This is a genomic window from Bradyrhizobium sp. Kon10, assembly GCF_055807395.1.
This window is the reverse complement of the sequence record NZ_JBVVOZ010000002.1, coordinates 156,009-173,205: the sequence shown is the minus strand read 5'-3', so window position 1 is coordinate 173,205 and position 17,197 is coordinate 156,009. Positions and strand designations below refer to the sequence as shown.

Genomic DNA, 17,197 nt, shown 5'->3' with positions numbered 1-17,197 from the left:
GGCGCAAATGTTCCTGCGGAATGTATTTCGTGATCGTGAGTTGCATCGGCCGTACTCACGGCACGCGAGCGCCACATCTCGCACATTATTGGCGTTGGCGCCGCCAGCAAGGCCCTAGAGATCGAAGTTGGTCGGCAGCATGACGACGTCGCGAATCGTCATGCCGCGCGGCCGCGTCAGCATGAACATCACGACCTCGGCCACCTCGCGGGCCTCCAGCAGGCTTCCGGAGTCCCTCGCCTCCTTCAGCTTCTCGGCCGGCCAGTCCGCGAGCAACGCAGTGACGACCGGGCCGGGCGAGATCGATCCGACACGGATGCCGTGCTTGAAGACCTGGCGCCGCACCGTCTGCACGAAGCAGTCGATCGCCCATTTGGACGATGCGTAGACGGGCTCCCAAGGCGTCGGGAAATGGGCGGCGAGCGAGCTCGTGACAATGACGTCGCCGCTCCGTCGTTCGATCATGTGAGCAAGCGCGTCGCGCACGTTCTTCATCACGACGTTGACGTTCAGGTTCAGCATCCTGTCGATCGCGCCATGATCGGCATCGACGAGGTCGCCGCCGACATAGGCGCCGGCATTGGCGTGCAGGATGTCGAGCCGGCCGGCTCGCTCGAGGACCCGCGGCAGCAGCGTGGCGCAATCAGCCGGGTCGAGCAGATCGATCACGAGCGGGATCAAGGCATCGCCGTGCTTGTCGCGAAGCGCCGCCAATGCAGCAGCGTCGCGGTCGACCGTCACCACGCGCGCGCCTGCGGCCAGCATCGCTTCGGTGCTGGCCAACCCGATGCCCGACGCGGCCCCCGTCACGACGGCAATTTTGCCTTCCAGTTCGCCTGCCATAGCTTCCTCCCGATCGCGTGATATCAACCCCGCCGCACACCCTTACTCGCGCCTGACCTCGCCGACGGACAGCGCGCAGATGCGCGACAGATGGCTGTAGGGCAGGCCGGTCTCCCTGGCCCAGGCGTTGAACTGCGCCTGCACCTTGGCGAGATCCCCCTTGGACTTCACCTCTTCGGCGATATCGAGGCCGGCATCGCGCAGGCACGCGACGACGTCCCTGGAGGTGACGAAACCGTCCCAGCCGAGGAAGCGCAGCAGCATCTGACCGGTGTTGCCGCCCAACCGGCTGCCACGCTTGACCAGGAGATCGAGCAACCCGATCTCGTCGGACGACGGCCACTTCGCCAGGAACTTGCCGAAGCTGCCGTGCTCCTTGGCGATCGCCTGCACGAAGGCGGCATTGTCGCGCACCGACATGATCTTGGCGGCGTTGCGCACGATGCGCGTGTCCCGCAGCAGCCCTTCCCAATAATCTTCCGGTTGGAAGCTGAGCTTGGCAGGTGCGAAGCCCAGGAACGCCTCTTCAAAGCCGTCCCATTTCGTATCGATTACGCTCCAGGCAAAGCCCGCGCAAAATACCCGCCTGGTCATCTCGGCGAGGATGCGATCCTCGCCGAGCTTCGCCAGCCGCTTCGGATCGGGCTTGTCAGGCATCAGCCTGTCCAGCGCCTTGGGCCCGCCCTTGCGCTTCTCGGCGCGGGCACGAATGGTCTTGAACGAGGTCATGCGGTCACTGCGTTGAGAGGCGACACGACATCAGAATTCGACGATCCGGTCCAGCCCTGCGACGCACCGTCACTTGCGGTCGCTTGTTCGCACCGCGCGTCACGCCCGCGAGAGAGCAGGCACCTCCTCGGGCATGATCGCCTGAAGACCGCCGAAGCGCCGCTCGCGGCCGTGGAAGCATGCCAGGGCTTCGGCAAGGTCGGCCGTCTCGAATTCGGGCCACATCCGCTCGGTGAAATGCAGCTCGGCATAAGCGCCTTCCCAGAGCAGGAAGTCCGACAGCCGCTTCTCGCCGCTGGTGCGGATGATCAGATCGGCATCGCGCAAACCAGGCTCGCCGGTGACGAGCTGCGAGAACGCCTCGCGGGTGAGGCTCGTGAGCGCGGCCGCCTTGGCCGCGGCGTTGAGAATGGCATCGCGCGCTGAATAGTCGACGGCGATGCGCAGGTGCAGCGTGGTGCCGTGCGCGGTTGAGTGCTCCGCACGCGCGATGGCATTGGCGATGCCGTCCGGCAGGCGGTCACGGCGGCCGATCACGGAGAGCCGCACGCCGTTCTTGACCAGGCTTTGCACCTCGTTGGCGAGGTAGAAGCGCAACAGCGTCATCAGGGCTGCGACTTCGGCCTTGGGCCTGCGCCAATTGTCGGTCGAGAACGCGTACAGCGTCAGCGTGCCGATACCCTGCTTGGGTGCGGCCTCGACGATGCGACGGATCGCCTCGACGCCGGCCTCGTGGCCACGCACGCGCGACAGGCCGCGCCGCGTTGCCCAGCGGCCATTGCCGTCCATGATGATGCCGACGTGAAGCTTCTCGTTAGGGGGCGTGATTTCACTTTGCATTGCAAAGCCTCCAGTCAAAATGGGGGAGATCAGGTTGAAACGATGCCGAGCCGTCCGGGCGACGGCGCCTCGCGGCCGGCGGCCTTGGCGGCGTCGCGCACCAGCCGCTCGAGCACCGCGAGATAGTCGAGGAAGCGGCGGCGGCCGCTCTTGGTCAGGCGGCAGCTGGTGTGCGGGCGGTTGCCCTCGTAGCCCTTGGTCAGCTCGACGAGGCCGGCCTCCTGGAGCACGGCCAGATGCCGGCTGAGATTGCCGTCGGTCAGGCCGCAGAGCTGCTTGAGATCGGCGAACGCCAATCCCTTGGGATGGGCCATCAGCGAAGTCAGCAGCCCAAGCCTCGCCTTCTCGTGGATCACGCGGTCGAGCCCTTCGTAAGAGAAAGGCGCGCTGTCAGTCTTCGACATCATTGTCTCCGGACGCGAAATACAAAATGGCCGTCATTATCGACTGGCCGATCACGAAGGGCAGCCCCATGGTCCACGGCGACAGCGTGTGGGTTCCGCTCGCCAGCACAACCACCGCAAAGCCCGAGACGAAGTACCAAGCCCCGGCAAACGCCACGCTGCGCGGCAACGAGCGCACGGACGCAAAAATGCCGAGCGACACCAGGATCTGCCACAGTCCCGGCAGGAGCCACAGCGTCTCGGCCGCGAACTTCCACATCACCACCGCAAGCAGCACGCCGGCCACGCCCGCAGGCAGAAATTGCTCGACAGCCTGGTGGATCATGGCGTCGGCAAGGCCCGAATGATGCCGGCGCGAGCGCGCGCGCATCTCGACCCAGATCATCAGGCCGGACAACGCAGCGGCGATGAGCCAGCCGAGAAAGAAGCCGAGCGGCGCGCCTGTGGGATCGTCGAGCAGCCAGAATTGCAGGATCGCGGTAACAAGCGCAACGCCGCCGGTCGCAGCCATGGTCGCCGGGCCGTAACCGCGGAACGCCGTACCGGCGGCAATCTGGCTGCGGATCGCCACGATGTCGGCCAGCGCTTTGTCGAGATCACGCATCGGCAACGCCAAACCTCGCTCCACCCAAACTCTCGGACCGGCTCGTCCAGTCACTTTGTATCGCAAAGTATACCGTCTTACAAAGTAAAGGCAAGCCGGAATGTCGGCACGTGGACGTAGGCTCCAGCCCGGACAACTGCCGGTTGCGCGATGCCCGCTTGCGCAGATAAGATGGCGCCGAAGGCGTTCCCGGGGGAAAGTTATGTGGCTTAGGTCGTTTGTCATTGCGTTTCTTTTGCAGCTCGGTCTGGTCGGAGCGGCAAATGCGGCCGGACCGTTCGGCACCGTCAATGTCGGGAACTGGATCGGCGGAGCCTTTAGCAACGATCAGACCGGCGCCTTTTCCCATTGCGCCGCGACGACGCCCTACGCGAACGGCGTCATCCTCGTCGTGAGCCAAAATTCCGCCGGCACATGGTCGCTTGCCTTTGCGAGTCCCAGCTACCGCTTCAACAAGGGCGAGAACGCCGCGATCGACGTGACCTTTGACGGGCAGGAGCAAGCCAGGCTGTTCGCCACGGCGTACCAATCCAACATGCTCACGGCCATCATGCCGCTCAATGTTGTGCGTACCTTCCAGAAGGCGAGCCTGATGGTGGCGACCGCCGGCCGCGCGGTTCTGAATTTCGATCTGACCTCGACCGGGCCGGTGATCGCCGCATTGGCAAATTGCGTGACCAAGGTGAAAGCCGACGGGCTCGACAAGGCCGGCGATTTTACCAAAGGCGCGGCGAAGCCGGTAGCCAATGCGGACAAGCCGGCCACGCCGCCGGCGAGCAAGCCCGCCAAGTCCAAGAGCGGCACCGGTTTCGTGATCAGCGCCAACGGGCACATCGTCACCAACAACCATGTGATCGACGGCTGCAGCGAACTCAAGGGCAACCTCACCGGCGAGGCCGCGATGGTGTTGCGCGTGGTGTCGAGCGACGCAAACAACGATCTCGCTTTGTTGCAGGCGCCGTCGACGGCGACATTCAAGGAGTTTGCCCGGATCCGCGATCGCTCGATCCGTTCCGGTGATTCGGTCGTGGCGATCGGTTTTCCCTACCACGGGATGCTGACGTCGGACTTCACCGTGACGACCGGAATCGTGAGCTCGCTCAGCGGCACGCGCAACGATTCGCGCTTCCTGCAGATCAGCGCGCCGGTACAGCCTGGCAACAGCGGAGGCCCGCTGTTCGACACCACCGGGCAGATCGTGGGCGTGGTTACGGGAAAGCTGGACGGGCTCCGGATCGCCGCGGCAACCGGCAACATCCCCGAAAACATCAACTTCGCGATCAAGACCGGCGCGCTGCGCGACTTCCTCGACAATTCCGTGGTGCCCTATCAGACCTCCGAGCCGAAAGGCGAGCTCAAGACCACCGACATCGCCGGCAACGCCCGCGCCTATACGATGCTGATCTCGTGCAACGGAACGGAGCAGGCCGACGCCAAGCGGTAGTTGAAGCGGATTGAGGCACGCTGCCGCGCGTCCCCGTCATTCCCCGCGAAGGCGGGGAATCCAGTACGCCGCGGCTTCTCGATTCCATCACTGCTTTCCAGAGTACTGGATCGCCCGATCAAGTCGGGCGATGACAGCGTGCGTATAGACCCAGCGTACCCAACAGCTCACCCGTGGCAGCACGCCCCCTTCGCTGCCTGCGGCTGGTACTCGTCGCGCAGGCGGACCCAGTCCATCGGATAGGGCAAACCGTCCTCGTGACGACCGAGCGGCGTGAGGTCGAGATATTGATAGGCGGCGTTCATCATGTCGATGCCCCGGGCAAAGCAGGAATAGGTGTGAAAGATTTCGCCGGCCTCAGTGCGATAGAACACGCTGATGCCCGGCAGCTCGGGGCCATAGAAGGGCGTGGCGCCGAAATTGTATCTCGGCACGCCCTTGTCGATCTGCGCCTGCGTGAACGAGACTTCGTAGTCGTAGTTGAAGCCGTTGTGGCCTGAGGAGACCCAGTCGAAGCTCCAGCCCATTCGCGCCTTGAAAGCTTCGAGCTTCGTGACCGGCGCCAGCGAGATGGCGACCATGCTGGTGTCGCGCGCGGCCAGATGCGGCACCATACGGTCGAAGCCGTCGACCCAGAACGAGCAGCTCTTGCAGGCCGCCTCCCAGTCGGGCGTGAACATCACATGCTGGACCACCAGCTGCGGGCGGCCCTTGAAGAGATCGCCGAGCGTAACCTTGCCGTTCGGCCCGTCGAACACATAATTCTTGTCGACCTTCACCCAAGGCAACGCGCGGCGCTCCGCGACGAGGCGCTCGCGCGCCTGGGAGAGCTCCTTCTCGTGCGCCAGATGCGCTTTGCGGGCTATGAGCCATTGCTCGCGCGAGACGATCTGATGTTGCAGCATCGTGTCCTCCTGTTGGCAGGGATCAGGCGACGAAGGCCTCGAGCTTGTCGAAGAACGAGCTCCAGCCGCGCTGATGATTGTCGCGCGCGGTCTCGTCGAAGAACTGGGCGTGATGGAAGATCATCAAGGTGCCGGCACTGTCCGGCTTCAGCGTGATCGTCACCAGCGATTCCCGTTCCGGCGTCGAGTGCCAGGCCCAGGTGAAGACGAGCCGCTCGTTCGGCACGACCTCGCGGTAGCTCCCGCCGGCCTGGAAATATTCGCCGTCGTCACGGGTGAAGCTGATGCGGTAGCGGCCGCCCGTGCGCACATCGAGCTCGGCCTCAAGCGATGCCGGCTTCATGTTCGGTGGGCCGAACCACTGCGCTAGATGCTCGGCTTGCGTCCAGGCGGCGTAGATTTTTTCCGGCCGCGCGCGGAGCCGGCGCGTGAGCGTGAGGCTTGGACGTTCGGCTGGGCGTTCGGCGCTGCGCGGATCGGTGTTGAGGGCTGCGTTGGCCATGGGTCTTTCTCCACAAAAGCGGCGAGGCGGTCGAAATTGTCGGACCAAAATTGCGCATAGCGATTGAGCCAGTTCATTGCCTGCTCCATCGGTCGCGCGGTGAGCCGGCAGGCGACCGTGCGCCCGGTCTTCTCCCGCACGATCAGGCCGGCATCCGTGAGCACATCGAGATGCTTCATGATCGCGGGCAGCGAGATCGGGAACGGCGCTGCCAGCTCGCTCACCGAGAGGCTTTCCTGCTCGCCGAGCCGTGCAAGCATTGCACGCCTCGTCGCGTCAGACAGCGCCGCGAAAGTCCGGTCCAGCGTCTCGTCTTTATACTTAACCATAAGGTTTAGTATAAGCTCGAAGGCGGGAACGTCAAGCAGAAAACCGCAGGCGCAGGTTTGCACGACCGCGTGATCAGCCGACGATCAGTGTGGAGCGGGGGCGCAAGAAAAAAGCCCTGCCATGCGGCAGGGCTTCGTTCCCGGTCATCACACCATCGCTACTCGACCTTGAGGCCGGCGAACTCCACGACCTTCTTCCACTTCTCGGTCTCGGCCTTGATGTCCTCGCCGAACGCCTCCGGTGTCTGCACCAGCGGATCGCCGCCGAGCTCGACCAGGCGCTTGGTCATGTCGGGGTCCTTCATGAGCGTGTTGATCTCGTTGTTGAGCCTGGCGATCATGTCCTTGGGCATGTTCTTCGGCGCACCCATGCCGAACAATGCGCTCGCCTCATAGTCCTTTACGGTCTCACCGATGGCAGGCACGTCGGGCAGTTGCGGCGAGCGTTGCGCCGTGGTGACGCCGAGCGCGCGCAGCGAGCCGGAACGGATGTGCTGGATGATCGAGGGCATGTTGTCGAAGATGACCTGCACCTGGCCGCCGAGCATGTCGGTGATCGCGGGCGCCGCACCGCGATAGGGCACGTGCTGCATCTTGCAGCCGGTCATTGCCATGAACATCTCGCCGGACAGATGCACCGAGGTGCCGTTGCCGGACGAGGCCATGTTCACCTTGCCGGGATTGGCCTTCACGTAGTCGATGAACTCGGCGACGGTCTTCGCCGGCACGTCGTTATTGACGGTCATCACGTTCGGCACGCGCTGGAACGAGGCGATCGGCGCGATGTCGCGGACGAAGTTGAATTTGAGGTTGGTGTAGAGCGTGGCGTTGATGTAATTGGCCGGATTGACCAGCAACACCGTGTAGCCGTCGGGCTCGGCGTTGACGACGGATTCGGTGCCGATATTGTTGCCGGCGCCCGGCTTGTTCTCGATCACGAATTGCTGGCCGAGCCGTTCCGACAGCCGCTGGCCGATCAGCCGCGCCAGAATATCGGTGGCACCGCCCGGCGGATAGCCGACGACGAACTTCACCGGCCGGGTCGGATAATCCGCGGCAAAGGCCTTCGACAGCGGCGAGGCTGCGAGCGGAGTGGCGGCGAGCAGGCTCAGCGCGGTACGGCGGTTGATCATCTCAAGGGTTCTCCCGAATTGTTGTTCTTGAAAGCCGGATAGCCGGAAGGTGGCGTCCGCGGCTTGTAACAAGGCGGACCGCACGCGGAAAGTCCGCAACGAACATGGCGACGAAAGGATAAAGCATGACGGTCAGCCGGACCCGTACGGCAGCCCGATCGAGATTTCGTCGTACCAGGACTGAGGCGCGGTGAGAGCATTTGCTCCCCGCGCCGTCCGGTGGCAGAAAGACTCCCGATAACGAAAGCGGCCCCCGCGAAACAGGCTGCACGGGAGGACAGATGCCGAATTCGCAAACCCCGACCGGAATCGTAGGCCCGTTCGCAGGGCTCGACGTGCCCTGGCTGCTCAAGATGCGCGCCGAAATGCGCAGCTCACATCCGTTCCTGGTCTGGGCGCCGTTCGACGCACCGGCGCGACGCTGGAGCTATGGCGAGTTTCACGACCGGGTCGGCGCTCTGGCAGCAGGGCTCGCCAGACGCGGCGTCAAGCCCGGCGAGTACGTGCTCATTCATCTGGACAATTGCATCGAGGCGATGCTGGCCTGGTTTGCCTGCGTCGAACTCGGCGCCGTCGCGGTGACCACCAACACGCGCTCGGCGCCCGCCGAGATGGCGTATTTTGCGGATCATTGTGGTGCGGTCGCCGCGATCACCCAGCCGGCCTATGCCGAGATCGTCGCAACACACTGCCGCAATTTGCGCTGGATGGCGGTGACCGCGCATGACGCGGGCGCAGCGCCTGCGCAAACGGTCGCGCACGGCGACAGCTTCGACGCTCTGTTTGCCGACAGCGCCGACCGGCCGCGGCGCGCCACCGACCCGCTCGCGCCATGCAGCGTGCAATACACCTCGGGCACGACATCGCGGCCGAAAGCAGTGCTCTGGACCCACGCCAACGCGTTGTGGGGCGCCAAGGTCAACGCCGCGCACGAGGATCTGCACGCGGGCGATGTGCACCAGACCTATCTGCCGCTGTTCCACACCAATGCGCTGGCCTATTCCATGCTGGCGACGCTGTGGGTCGGCGCCACTTGCGTGATCCAGCCGCGCTTCTCCGCAAGCCGGTTCTGGCGCGTGGCGCGCGAGCACGGCGCGACCTGGACCTCGACCATTCCGTTCTGCATGAAGGCGCTGCTCGAGCAGGAGATCCCGACGGACCACAAATTCCGCCTGTGGGGCACGGCCGTCAACGAGCCGCCGGGGTTCGCTGCCTTCGGCGTCAAGATCATCGGCTGGTGGGGCATGACCGAGACCATCACACACGGCATCATCGGCGAGGTCGACCAGCCCAACATCCCGATGTCGATCGGCCGCGCCGCGCCGGAATATCAAATCCGCATCACCGATGATGACGGCCGGCCGACCGCAATCGGCGACACCGGAAATCTCGCGATCAAGGGCATTCCCGGCCTGTCGCTGTTCGCCGAGTATCTGCACAACGAAACGGCGACGCGCGAGAGCTTTGACGAGCACGGCTTCTTTGTCACCGGCGACCGCGTCACGCTGCTGGAGAACGGCTTCATCAGGTTCGGTGACCGCGCCAAGGACATGCTGAAGGTCGGCGGCGAGAACGTCGCGGCCTCAGAGATCGAGCAGGTCATCGCGGTCGTTCCCGGCGTGCGCGAGGCCGCCGTGGTGGCGAAGAAGCATCCGATGCTGGACGAGGTCCCGGTCGTCTTCATCATCCCGCACGACGGCGTCGCGGGCGCAGCGCCCGATCTGCATGATCGCGTGATGGCGGCCTGCCGCAAAGGCCTCGCCGACTTCAAGGTGCCGCGCGAGATCAGGTTGGTCGACGATATGCCGCGATCCACGCTGGAGAAGGTGGCGAAGGCGGAGCTGCGAAAGATGCTGGGGTGAGTATTCTGTCGTTCCGGGGCGGCGCGAAGCACCGAACGCGGAACCTCGAGATTCCGGGTTCTCGCTTTCCGCGCGCCCCGGAATGACTCCTACATCAAAACGATCCCAGCGCCACGGGGCGGAACGCCTGCAACAGCTGCTGGTCGAGCTTGGCGCCCATGCCTTCCATCATCGTGAAGGCGCGGGAGTGGGTGAAGGGCATGCGATAGGCGCGCTTCTCCACCAGCGCGGCGTAGATGTCGACGATGGTGGTGACCCGCACGATATCGCTGATCTGGTTCGACGAGAGCCCGTTGGGATAGCCGGAGCCGTCGAGAAATTCGTGGTGGTGCAGAACCACGTCCAGCATCTCCGGTGGGAAGCCGCCCTGGGCTGCGAGCGCGTCATAGCCGCGGCGCGGATGCTGGCGGACCTCGTCCATCTCCTCGTCGCTGAGCTTGCCCGGCTTGTCGAGCAGCGCGGAGGGGACAAAGGCCTTGCCGACGTCGTGCAACAGCGCGGCGCGGGTCAGCCGGCGCTGGTCGTCCTCGCGCATGCCGAGATGCTGAGCGAAGGAGACCGCAAAGCCGGTGACGAACAGGCAGTGACGATAGCTGCCGACATGGTGGCAGCCGACGGCGGTGAGCCATTCGCGCAGCGACGAATGCTTGATCGCCTTCAAGATCTTGCTCTCGGCGGCGATCACGTCATCGAAAGTCAGAGGCACGCCGAGCGGCAGCTTCTCGAACATCTTCTTGAGCACCGCATGCGCCGCTTCGACGCCGCGGTTGAGCGTCTTGCCGCGATCGGTCGCGTCATAGGTCGCCGTGTCGGGAAACGCAGCACGGATACGCTGCAGAATCGCCTCGGCCTGGAGCGGCCGCGAGATGGTGTCGGTGGCGCCCAGCGCCCAGGCCTGCATGGTGCCGTGATGAAGCGCGTCGGCGAGCACGAACAGCCGCGGCATCGAACGATAGGCATCGCCGCGCAGCTTGTTGCGCACCCGCTGCACGCTCTCGGGCGAGCGCAGGTTGATGTCGACCACGAGGCCGGAGAGCTCTCGCGAGGGCTGATCGGGAATGGCGTCAGTCGTGACCGTCGCGACATCGCCGACCGTCTTCAGGATGCTGGCAAGCTCAGTGCTCTCGTCGCTCCGGTCGGAGGCGAGCAGCAGCCGGCGTTTGGCGGCGGGTTTGGCTGAGGCGTTCATGGCTTCCCCAAAAGCACGGGACTGTATTGGGCGTCAGCCTATGCCGGATCAGGTTCTCCGGCCCTTAAGAGGCGTGCTCAAGGAAACCCTGACGACTTGCGCTCAATTCTACGGATCTACTCCCGCAGCGGGTCCCATCAAAAAAACTCGAAAACAACCCCATGCACAGTAGAATGGTCGTTGATAACAAAGGGGAATTTAGGTGCTCCGTGCGTTCCACCCACACCGTCGTCGCCCGGCTTGACCGGGCGATCCAGTACTCCGGGACGGCACGGCTAGAACCGAGAAGCCGCGGCGTACTGGATGCCCCGCTTTCGCGGGGCATGACAGCGAGACCGCAGAGACGCCGAACCAAAACGAAATCCGCCGGAGGTGGCCCTCCGGCGGATCATCACACGTCACAATCGCAGCCGGCCTTACGCCTTCATGGCGCCCTTCACGGCTTCGGCCGTGATCGGCAGCGCGCGGACGCGGGCGCCGGAGGCGTTGAAGATGGCGTTGCCGATCGCCGGGGCGATCACCGTCACCGCAGGTTCGCCGACGCCGGTGGCCTTTTCGCCATTGGCGATCACGGCAATCGCGACCTCGGGCACCTGGCTCATGCGCAAGGGCGTGTAGCTGTCGAAGTTGGTCTGCTCGATGCCACCGTCCTTCAACGTCGCCTTCTCGTACAGCGCCAGCGACAGCCCCCACATCGCCGCGCCCTCGACCTGGGCGCGGATGTTGTCGGGATGCACTTGCGTGCCGACGTCGGTTGCGACCGTGAGCTTCTTCACGGTCACCTCGCCCGACGGCGCGACGGCAACGTGCGCGACGCAGGCGGTCCAGCTTGCCGTCGCACGTTCCTGCGACGAGACGCAGGCAACGCCCATGCCCTCGCCTTTCGGCAGTTGCTTGGTGCCGTAGCCGGCAAGCCCCATCGCGGCCAGCAGCGTGTTGCGCAACCGCTGCGCGCCGCCATCGTTCTTGCCGGCGCCGTCGAGCAGCGAGATGCGGAACTGCGCCGGGTCCTTGCCGGTCGCAACCGCGATCTCGTCGATCATGCTTTCGACCGCCCAGAACGTCCAGCCCGGCGCCACCGAACGGAGCTGACCGGACGGGGTGGCGTTGTGCGCCATCTCGTTCTTGATCGCCCGCACAGTATGGTTGGGCACGGTGTAGAAGAAGTCCGACCCGTTCACCGTGAAGGCATCGAGCGGGCCCTTCTTGTCGACCGACGGCGACAGGAAGTCCGGGATGCCCCAGCGTTGCGTCGGCCAGGCCGAGACCACGTCGTGGCTGAGCGCGACGAGCTTGCCGTCGCCGTCCACGCCGGCCTTGACCTTTTGATAGGTGAGCGGACGCGAGAAATCCATCGTCATGTCGTTCTCGCGCGTATAGATCACCTTCACCGGCTTGCCGACCGCCTTCGCCGCCTGCACCGCCGGCACCATCATGTCGGCATCGAGCCTGCGGCCGAAGCCGCCGCCGAGCCACATCTGGTGCATCACCACGAACTTCGGATCGATCCCGGCGGCACCGGCCGCGATCGCACCCGAGCGCGTCGCAAACTGGTTGCCGGAATAGATGTGGAGGATGTCGCCCTTGAACTCCGCGGTGGCGTTCATCGGCTCCATCGGCGCGTGGATGTTGATGCTGGTGGTGTACTCCGCTTCCAGCACCTTTGCGGCCGAACCGAACGCTGCCGCGGGATCGCCGTCCTTGACGAAGAACTGACCGGAATCGTCCAGCTTCTGAAGCCGCTTGGCCTCGTCCAGCAGCGACTGGCTCGAGGCCTTTGCGTTCGGACCGCCGTCATAGCTGATCTTGAGCGCCGCAGCCGCCTTCTTGGCATTGGCGTAGGTGCCAGCCACCGCAACGACCCAGCCGGAGGTCGTCTGGGTCTTGTCGTCGAGGATGACGGCCTTGATGAAGCCCGGCACGTTCTTCGCCGCGCTGTCGTCGACCGATTTCACCGTGGCGCCAAAGCGCACCGGCGGCGTCACCAGCGCGCCATAGGCCATGCCCGGCAACATCACGTCGATGCCGTATTTGGCCGTGCCGTTGGTCTTGGAGGGGATGTCGAGCTGCGGCACCGACACACCGATCATGGTGTATTGATCCGGCGTCTTCAGCTTGATCGCCTTGAGCTCGTCCGGCGTAAAGCTCTTGGTCGCCTTGCCGCTCTTGACGATGTCGGCGAACGACATCGACTTCTTCGATTTCGGATGCGTGACCATGGACTCACGCACGACCAGCTGATCCTTGAAGTAAGGCGGCAAGCCCATAGCGGCTGCGGCCGCTTCCGTCAGCGCCATGCGCCCGGCCGCACCGGCCCGGCTCATCGCGTCGAAATTCATCATGGTCGACCAGCTTCCGCCGGTGATCTGCGCTCCCAGCACGGGGTCGTTGAATTTCGGATCGTTGGAGGCAAGCGACACGCGCATGTCGCTCCATTTCGCACCCAGCTCTTCGCAGACGATCTGCGCCATGGTGGAGGCGATGTGCTGGCCCATGTCGGCCTTGCCACAGGTCACGGTGACGAGGCCGTCCGGCCCGATCGCATACCAGACGCTCGGCTCGAAATTGGCGGGCGCGGCGGCGAGCGCTTCACCGACGCCGGGGACGCCGGCATAGCCGAGCACAAGGCCGGTGGCGGCGGTGCCGACCAGGAAGGAGCGGCGGCTGAGATCGGTCGCCTCAGGCGTGATGTTGTTCACGTGCTTGTTCATGTGGGCCTCCGCTCGTTGCCGGCGGCGGATGCAGTGCGCATCTCGGTTGCGGCGCGCATGATTGCCTTCTGGATCCGCGAATAGGTCATGCAACGGCAGAGATTGCCGTCCATATGGGCCACGACTTCTTCCTTGGTCGGATTGGCGTTCTTCGCCAGCAGCGAGGCCGCCTGCATGATCTGCCCGGACTGGCAGTAGCCGCATTGCGGCACCTGCTCGGCGATCCACGCCTTCTGGAGCGGGTGATCACCCTTGGCGGAGAGGCCTTCGATGGTGGTGATCTTCTTGCCGGCGACATCGCCGATCATGGTCTGACACGAGCGCACGGCTTCGCCGTTGACGTGCACGGTGCAGGCACCGCACAGGCCGGCGCCGCAGCCGAACTTCGTGCCGGTCATCTGCAATTGTTCGCGGATAGCCCAAAGGAGCGGCGTGTCGTTTGCCGCATCTACGGACAGACTCCGCCCGTTGATGGTGAGCGTTGGCATAGGCGTCTTCCCCTGCCGGTGCATGAAGCCGCTTACGGCGGCAACTTGAGTGACCGACGCCCACCGGGCCGGCGTCGGACTTGCGCGCAAGAATGATCGCGTTCTCGCGCGGAGGCAAATGCAATTTGGAACCGATCGAAACAAAACACGTCGCGTACTTGTTGTGCGTTGCGACAACAGCGCTGACCTTAGCCACTGAACGCAACAGCAAGCACGTTGTGCATGCATATCATCGCTGTAAGGCGGTTTCTTGTAGGTAACTTAGCGGACTGAATTATGATGAGTGAGGTGAAGGTAACCGCCGACGCGAACGCCCCTTCTCCCCTTGTGGGAGAAGGTGGCGCGAAGCGCCGGATGAGGGGTATCTATCCGCGAATTCAACAGCAGCCGGACTCGCGGAGAGAGACCCCTCACCCGGCTCGCCGCCGCGCGGCGATCCACCCTCTCCCACAAGGGGAGAGGGTGCACTGATTTCGCGGCGAGAAAAAAGGAAGGGCGGATGCAATGCCATGGGTCGATCGGGACGGCGTCGGGATCTATTACGAAGTTCACGGCGATGGTCCGCCATTGCTGCTCACCCACGGCTATTCCTCGACCTCGGCGATGTGGCATGGGCAGGTCGAGGCGCTTGCGAAGGATCACCAGCTGATCCTGTGGGACATGCGCGGTCACGGCCAATCCGATTACCCCGATGATCCCAAGGCCTATAGCGAAGCGCATACAGTTGCTGATATGGCGGCGATCCTCGATGCGGCCGGCGCCGAGCGCGCCGTCATCGCCGGGCTGTCGCTCGGCGGTTACATGTCGCTCGCCTTCTACCGCGCGCAGCCGCAAGCCACCCGCGCGCTGCTGATCATCGACACCGGCCCAGGCTTCAAGAAAAACGACGCGCGCGAGGCCTGGAACGCGCGGGCGCTTGCCACCGCCGACAAGTTCGATCGCGAAGGCCTCGATGTGCTGAAGGCGGCGACGCGCGAGCGCGCCACCGCCAGCCACCGCAATGCCAGCGGATTGGCGCTCGCCGCGCGCGGCATGCTGACTCAGCGCGATGCGCGCGTGATCGAGCTGTTGCCCTATATCAAAGTGCCGTCGCTGATCGTGGTCGGCGCCGACGACACCCCGTTCCTTGCGGCCTCCGACTACATGGCGACTAAAATCCCCGGTGCACAAAAAATCGTGATTCCCGCCGCCGGACACGCCGTCAACATCGATCAGCCGCAGGCTTTTGTTGACGCCGTGGTGCCTTTCCTGAAGAACTTGCCGGGATAGGATGCTGGGACGAGGACGAACGCGGATGAAGCAAGCGATGTTGGCCATTGGCGCGATGGCGGCACTTCTTTCGACGTCAGCCGCGACGCAAGCGGAGCCGTTCGGCGGCACGCCGCCGCGCCTACCTTTCGTCGCGACCTTGTCGAACAACACGCCGCTCGCTTTCGGCATGGATGCCGAGCAGACCGCGCGCGCTTTGGGACAGCCCTTGCAATATGTGCGGGGACGACCCGGCAACGAGATCTACCTCGCTCTTCGCAACCTCGGCGGCAGCAGACTGATCCCCTACCGCCACCGCCTGTTCCTGCAATTCCGTCACGGACGGCTGGCAGGATGGAAAGAGGATTACGGCGAGAACTGGATGTGGGAGTGAGCGCGGCCGCACAAGGCCTCTCCTCATCCTGAGGAGCTTGCAAAGCAAGCGTCTCGAAGGATGAAGGCCGTGCTGTCGGCATCACGGGCCTCTATCCTTCGAGACGCGCGCGAAGAGCGCGCTCCTCAGGATGAGGAGATGGAGCTGGATATTCAGTTCGACAACAAAAGGGACAACCGGCGTGGGACAAGACATCAAGCTGACGGCTTCCGACCAATTCCAGCTCGGCGCCTATCGCGCCGATCCTGCCGGTGCTCCGAAGGGCGCGGTGGTGGTGATCCAGGAAATTTTTGGCGTCAATCACCACATCCGCTCGGTCTGCGATCGCCTCGCCGGCGAAGGCTATGTCGCGATCGCGCCGTCGATCTTCGACCGCACCGCCCCCGGCTTCCAGTCGGGCTATTCAGCCGATGAAATCGCGGAGGCACGAAAGTTCGTCGCCAATCCGGATTGGGCCGCGATGTTGCGCGACACCCAGGCGGCGATCGATGCGGTGAAGGATGTCGGTCCCGTCGGCATCATCGGCTTTTGCCTGGGCGGCAGCATCGCCTTCGTCGCGGCGACGCGGCTGTCGGGCCTGAAGGCGGCGATCGGCTATTATGGCGGCGCAGTCGTGCGCTTTGCCGACGAAACGCCGAAGGTTCCGACGCAACTGCATTTCGGCGAAAAGGATGCCGGCATTCCCCTGAGCGACGTCGAGACCGTCAAGGCGAAGCGGCCGGACGTGGAGATCTTCACCTATCCGGGTGCCCAGCACGGCTTCCATTGCGACGAGCGCGCGAGCTACGACAAGACCAGCGCCGACGTCGCCTGGCCGCGCAGCATGGCGTTTTTCAAGAAGCATTTGACGAAGTAAAGCGCGCGACTAGTCACCCCGTCATTCCGGGATGCGCCGACAGGCGCAGACCCGGAATCCATCAGGCTGCAGAGTTGGTGGCGCGATGGATTCTCTGATGCGCAATTGCGCATCATAGTTCGCGACTTCGTCGCGCCCCGGAATGACGAGCAGAAATCGGGTGGCGGCACCATGACGCACGGCGATAGAGCTGGCCGATGAAGCCAGTTCACGCCGGGAGAGCGTCATGCAGCAGGCCAATACCAACATCGTCATTCGCAACCCGTTCGGCACCATGGATGTGCCGGCGCCGAGCGATTGCGAAGTCATGCACTATGCCATAACCGCCACGCTGGCCGGCGATGCCGCCGATGCCAATGCGGCGCATTGGGCAAACATTCCGGTGCTGTCCGATCCGCTCGAAGGCGCCTGGGCCAGCCGCTGGAACGGCGGCGCCGATCCGACCATGGCCGGCGATACAGCGGATCAATGGAAGCCAGGCCGCGCGGAAATCCGCGTCGTCGGCGAGCGGATCTATCTGCGGTTCGATTGGAACGACGGCCGAAGGCACGGACTGATCGATGCCGCGCGAGAGAGCGGCAATGGCCTGATCGGGAAATATATCAACCTGACCAATCCCGCGATCATGCGGCCATGGATCGGCCTCGTGGTCGACAGCACGCGCATCGACGGATGCTTTCCGAACGGGAGGCTTGATTTCAGGCGGTGAAGCAACG

The 17,197-nt window shown here is 64.3% G+C and carries 19 protein-coding genes; 6 read left to right on the top strand and 13 right to left on the bottom strand.

Features of this window, described 5'->3' with window-relative positions; genetic code table 11:
- Nucleotides 1-114: 114 nt before the first annotated feature.
- The 5 genes from AC0L2O_RS03875 to AC0L2O_RS03855 all read right to left on the bottom strand — a co-directional run bounded on the left by AC0L2O_RS03875 (nt 115) and on the right by AC0L2O_RS03855 (nt 3,420).
- Entirely contained in the window at nt 115-843 is a 729-nt protein-coding gene (locus AC0L2O_RS03875) for an SDR family oxidoreductase (RefSeq protein ID WP_369720366.1), read from the bottom strand.
- A 42-nt stretch (nt 844-885) separates the two neighbouring features.
- Nucleotides 886-1,572 carry a DNA-3-methyladenine glycosylase I gene (locus tag AC0L2O_RS03870; protein WP_473368771.1) on the bottom strand — a complete coding sequence of 229 codons (687 nt, stop codon included), beginning with the start codon at nt 1,570-1,572 and terminating at the stop codon, nt 886-888.
- A gap of 99 nt (nt 1,573-1,671) precedes the next feature.
- Nucleotides 1,672-2,412: a di-trans,poly-cis-decaprenylcistransferase gene (locus AC0L2O_RS03865; protein WP_473368770.1), complete on the bottom strand. Its 741-nt coding sequence runs from the start codon at nt 2,410-2,412 to the stop codon at nt 1,672-1,674.
- 29 nt (nt 2,413-2,441) lie between these two features.
- Entirely contained in the window at nt 2,442-2,816 is a 375-nt protein-coding gene (locus tag AC0L2O_RS03860) for a transcriptional regulator (RefSeq protein WP_369720363.1), read from the bottom strand.
- The gene (locus tag AC0L2O_RS03855; RefSeq protein ID WP_369720362.1) at nt 2,803-3,420 is read right to left on the bottom strand and encodes a hypothetical protein; all 618 of its coding nucleotides are present in this window, start codon (nt 3,418-3,420) and stop codon (nt 2,803-2,805) included. The genes AC0L2O_RS03860 and AC0L2O_RS03855 overlap by 14 nt, the downstream gene beginning before the upstream one ends.
- 202 nt (nt 3,421-3,622) lie before the next feature.
- Here AC0L2O_RS03855 and AC0L2O_RS03850 point away from each other — a divergent pair, with 202 nt between their 5' ends.
- Nucleotides 3,623-4,864, top strand: a complete 1,242-nt coding sequence (locus tag AC0L2O_RS03850) for a S1C family serine protease (RefSeq protein WP_473368769.1) — start codon at nt 3,623-3,625, stop codon at nt 4,862-4,864.
- 167 nt (nt 4,865-5,031) lie between these two features.
- Here AC0L2O_RS03850 and AC0L2O_RS03845 read toward each other — a convergent pair whose 3' ends face one another.
- The 4 genes from AC0L2O_RS03845 to AC0L2O_RS03830 form a co-directional block, all read right to left on the bottom strand.
- Nucleotides 5,032-5,769 carry a DUF899 domain-containing protein gene (locus AC0L2O_RS03845; protein ID WP_473368768.1) on the bottom strand — a complete coding sequence of 246 codons (738 nt, stop codon included), beginning with the start codon at nt 5,767-5,769 and terminating at the stop codon, nt 5,032-5,034.
- A 22-nt stretch (nt 5,770-5,791) separates the two neighbouring features.
- Nucleotides 5,792-6,169: an SRPBCC family protein gene (locus AC0L2O_RS03840; RefSeq protein WP_369726593.1), complete on the bottom strand. Its 378-nt coding sequence runs from the start codon at nt 6,167-6,169 to the stop codon at nt 5,792-5,794.
- Complete coding sequence (locus AC0L2O_RS03835) at nt 6,136-6,531, bottom strand: ArsR/SmtB family transcription factor (RefSeq protein ID WP_409191399.1); 396 nt, start codon at nt 6,529-6,531, stop codon at nt 6,136-6,138. The genes AC0L2O_RS03840 and AC0L2O_RS03835 overlap by 34 nt, the downstream gene beginning before the upstream one ends.
- A gap of 227 nt (nt 6,532-6,758) precedes the next feature.
- A complete protein-coding gene (locus AC0L2O_RS03830) occupies nt 6,759-7,733 on the bottom strand; it encodes a Bug family tripartite tricarboxylate transporter substrate binding protein (protein WP_409191398.1) in 975 nt (324 codons plus the stop codon).
- A 281-nt stretch (nt 7,734-8,014) separates the two neighbouring features.
- On the opposite strand from AC0L2O_RS03830, the gene AC0L2O_RS03825 reads away from it, so the two are divergent.
- A complete protein-coding gene (locus AC0L2O_RS03825) occupies nt 8,015-9,595 on the top strand; it encodes an AMP-binding protein (RefSeq protein ID WP_473368767.1) in 1,581 nt (526 codons plus the stop codon).
- A gap of 94 nt (nt 9,596-9,689) precedes the next feature.
- Here the strand turns inward: AC0L2O_RS03825 and AC0L2O_RS03820 are convergent, their stop codons facing one another.
- From AC0L2O_RS03820 to AC0L2O_RS03810, 3 genes are all read right to left on the bottom strand, one after another.
- Nucleotides 9,690-10,784 (bottom strand): HD-GYP domain-containing protein, encoded by a 1,095-nt coding sequence (locus AC0L2O_RS03820; RefSeq protein WP_473368766.1) that lies wholly within the window; start codon nt 10,782-10,784, stop codon nt 9,690-9,692.
- A 416-nt stretch (nt 10,785-11,200) separates the two neighbouring features.
- Nucleotides 11,201-13,495, bottom strand: coding sequence for a xanthine dehydrogenase family protein molybdopterin-binding subunit (locus AC0L2O_RS03815; RefSeq protein WP_473368765.1), 2,295 nt, complete (start codon nt 13,493-13,495; stop codon nt 11,201-11,203).
- Nucleotides 13,492-13,983 (bottom strand): (2Fe-2S)-binding protein, encoded by a 492-nt coding sequence (locus tag AC0L2O_RS03810; protein ID WP_369720354.1) that lies wholly within the window; start codon nt 13,981-13,983, stop codon nt 13,492-13,494. Before AC0L2O_RS03810 ends, AC0L2O_RS03815 begins: the two co-directional genes overlap by 4 nt.
- Before the next feature lie 504 nt (nt 13,984-14,487).
- Between AC0L2O_RS03810 and AC0L2O_RS03805 the strand changes: the two genes are divergently transcribed.
- From AC0L2O_RS03805 to AC0L2O_RS03795, 3 genes are all read left to right on the top strand, one after another.
- Complete coding sequence (locus AC0L2O_RS03805) at nt 14,488-15,252, top strand: alpha/beta fold hydrolase (RefSeq protein ID WP_473368764.1); 765 nt, start codon at nt 14,488-14,490, stop codon at nt 15,250-15,252.
- A gap of 25 nt (nt 15,253-15,277) precedes the next feature.
- On the top strand, nt 15,278-15,625 hold the full coding sequence (locus AC0L2O_RS03800) for a hypothetical protein (RefSeq protein WP_473368763.1): 348 nt from the start codon (nt 15,278-15,280) through the stop codon (nt 15,623-15,625).
- 181 nt (nt 15,626-15,806) lie between these two features.
- Nucleotides 15,807-16,481 carry a dienelactone hydrolase family protein gene (locus AC0L2O_RS03795; protein ID WP_473368762.1) on the top strand — a complete coding sequence of 225 codons (675 nt, stop codon included), beginning with the start codon at nt 15,807-15,809 and terminating at the stop codon, nt 16,479-16,481.
- 21 nt (nt 16,482-16,502) lie between these two features.
- On the opposite strand, the gene AC0L2O_RS03790 is transcribed toward AC0L2O_RS03795, so the two are convergent.
- Nucleotides 16,503-16,709 carry a hypothetical protein gene (locus AC0L2O_RS03790; RefSeq protein WP_473368761.1) on the bottom strand — a complete coding sequence of 69 codons (207 nt, stop codon included), beginning with the start codon at nt 16,707-16,709 and terminating at the stop codon, nt 16,503-16,505.
- Here AC0L2O_RS03790 and AC0L2O_RS03785 point away from each other — a divergent pair.
- Nucleotides 16,708-17,190: a hypothetical protein gene (locus tag AC0L2O_RS03785; protein ID WP_409191391.1), complete on the top strand. Its 483-nt coding sequence runs from the start codon at nt 16,708-16,710 to the stop codon at nt 17,188-17,190. The genes AC0L2O_RS03790 and AC0L2O_RS03785 overlap by 2 nt on opposite strands.
- The last annotated feature ends 7 nt before the right edge of the window (nt 17,191-17,197 follow it).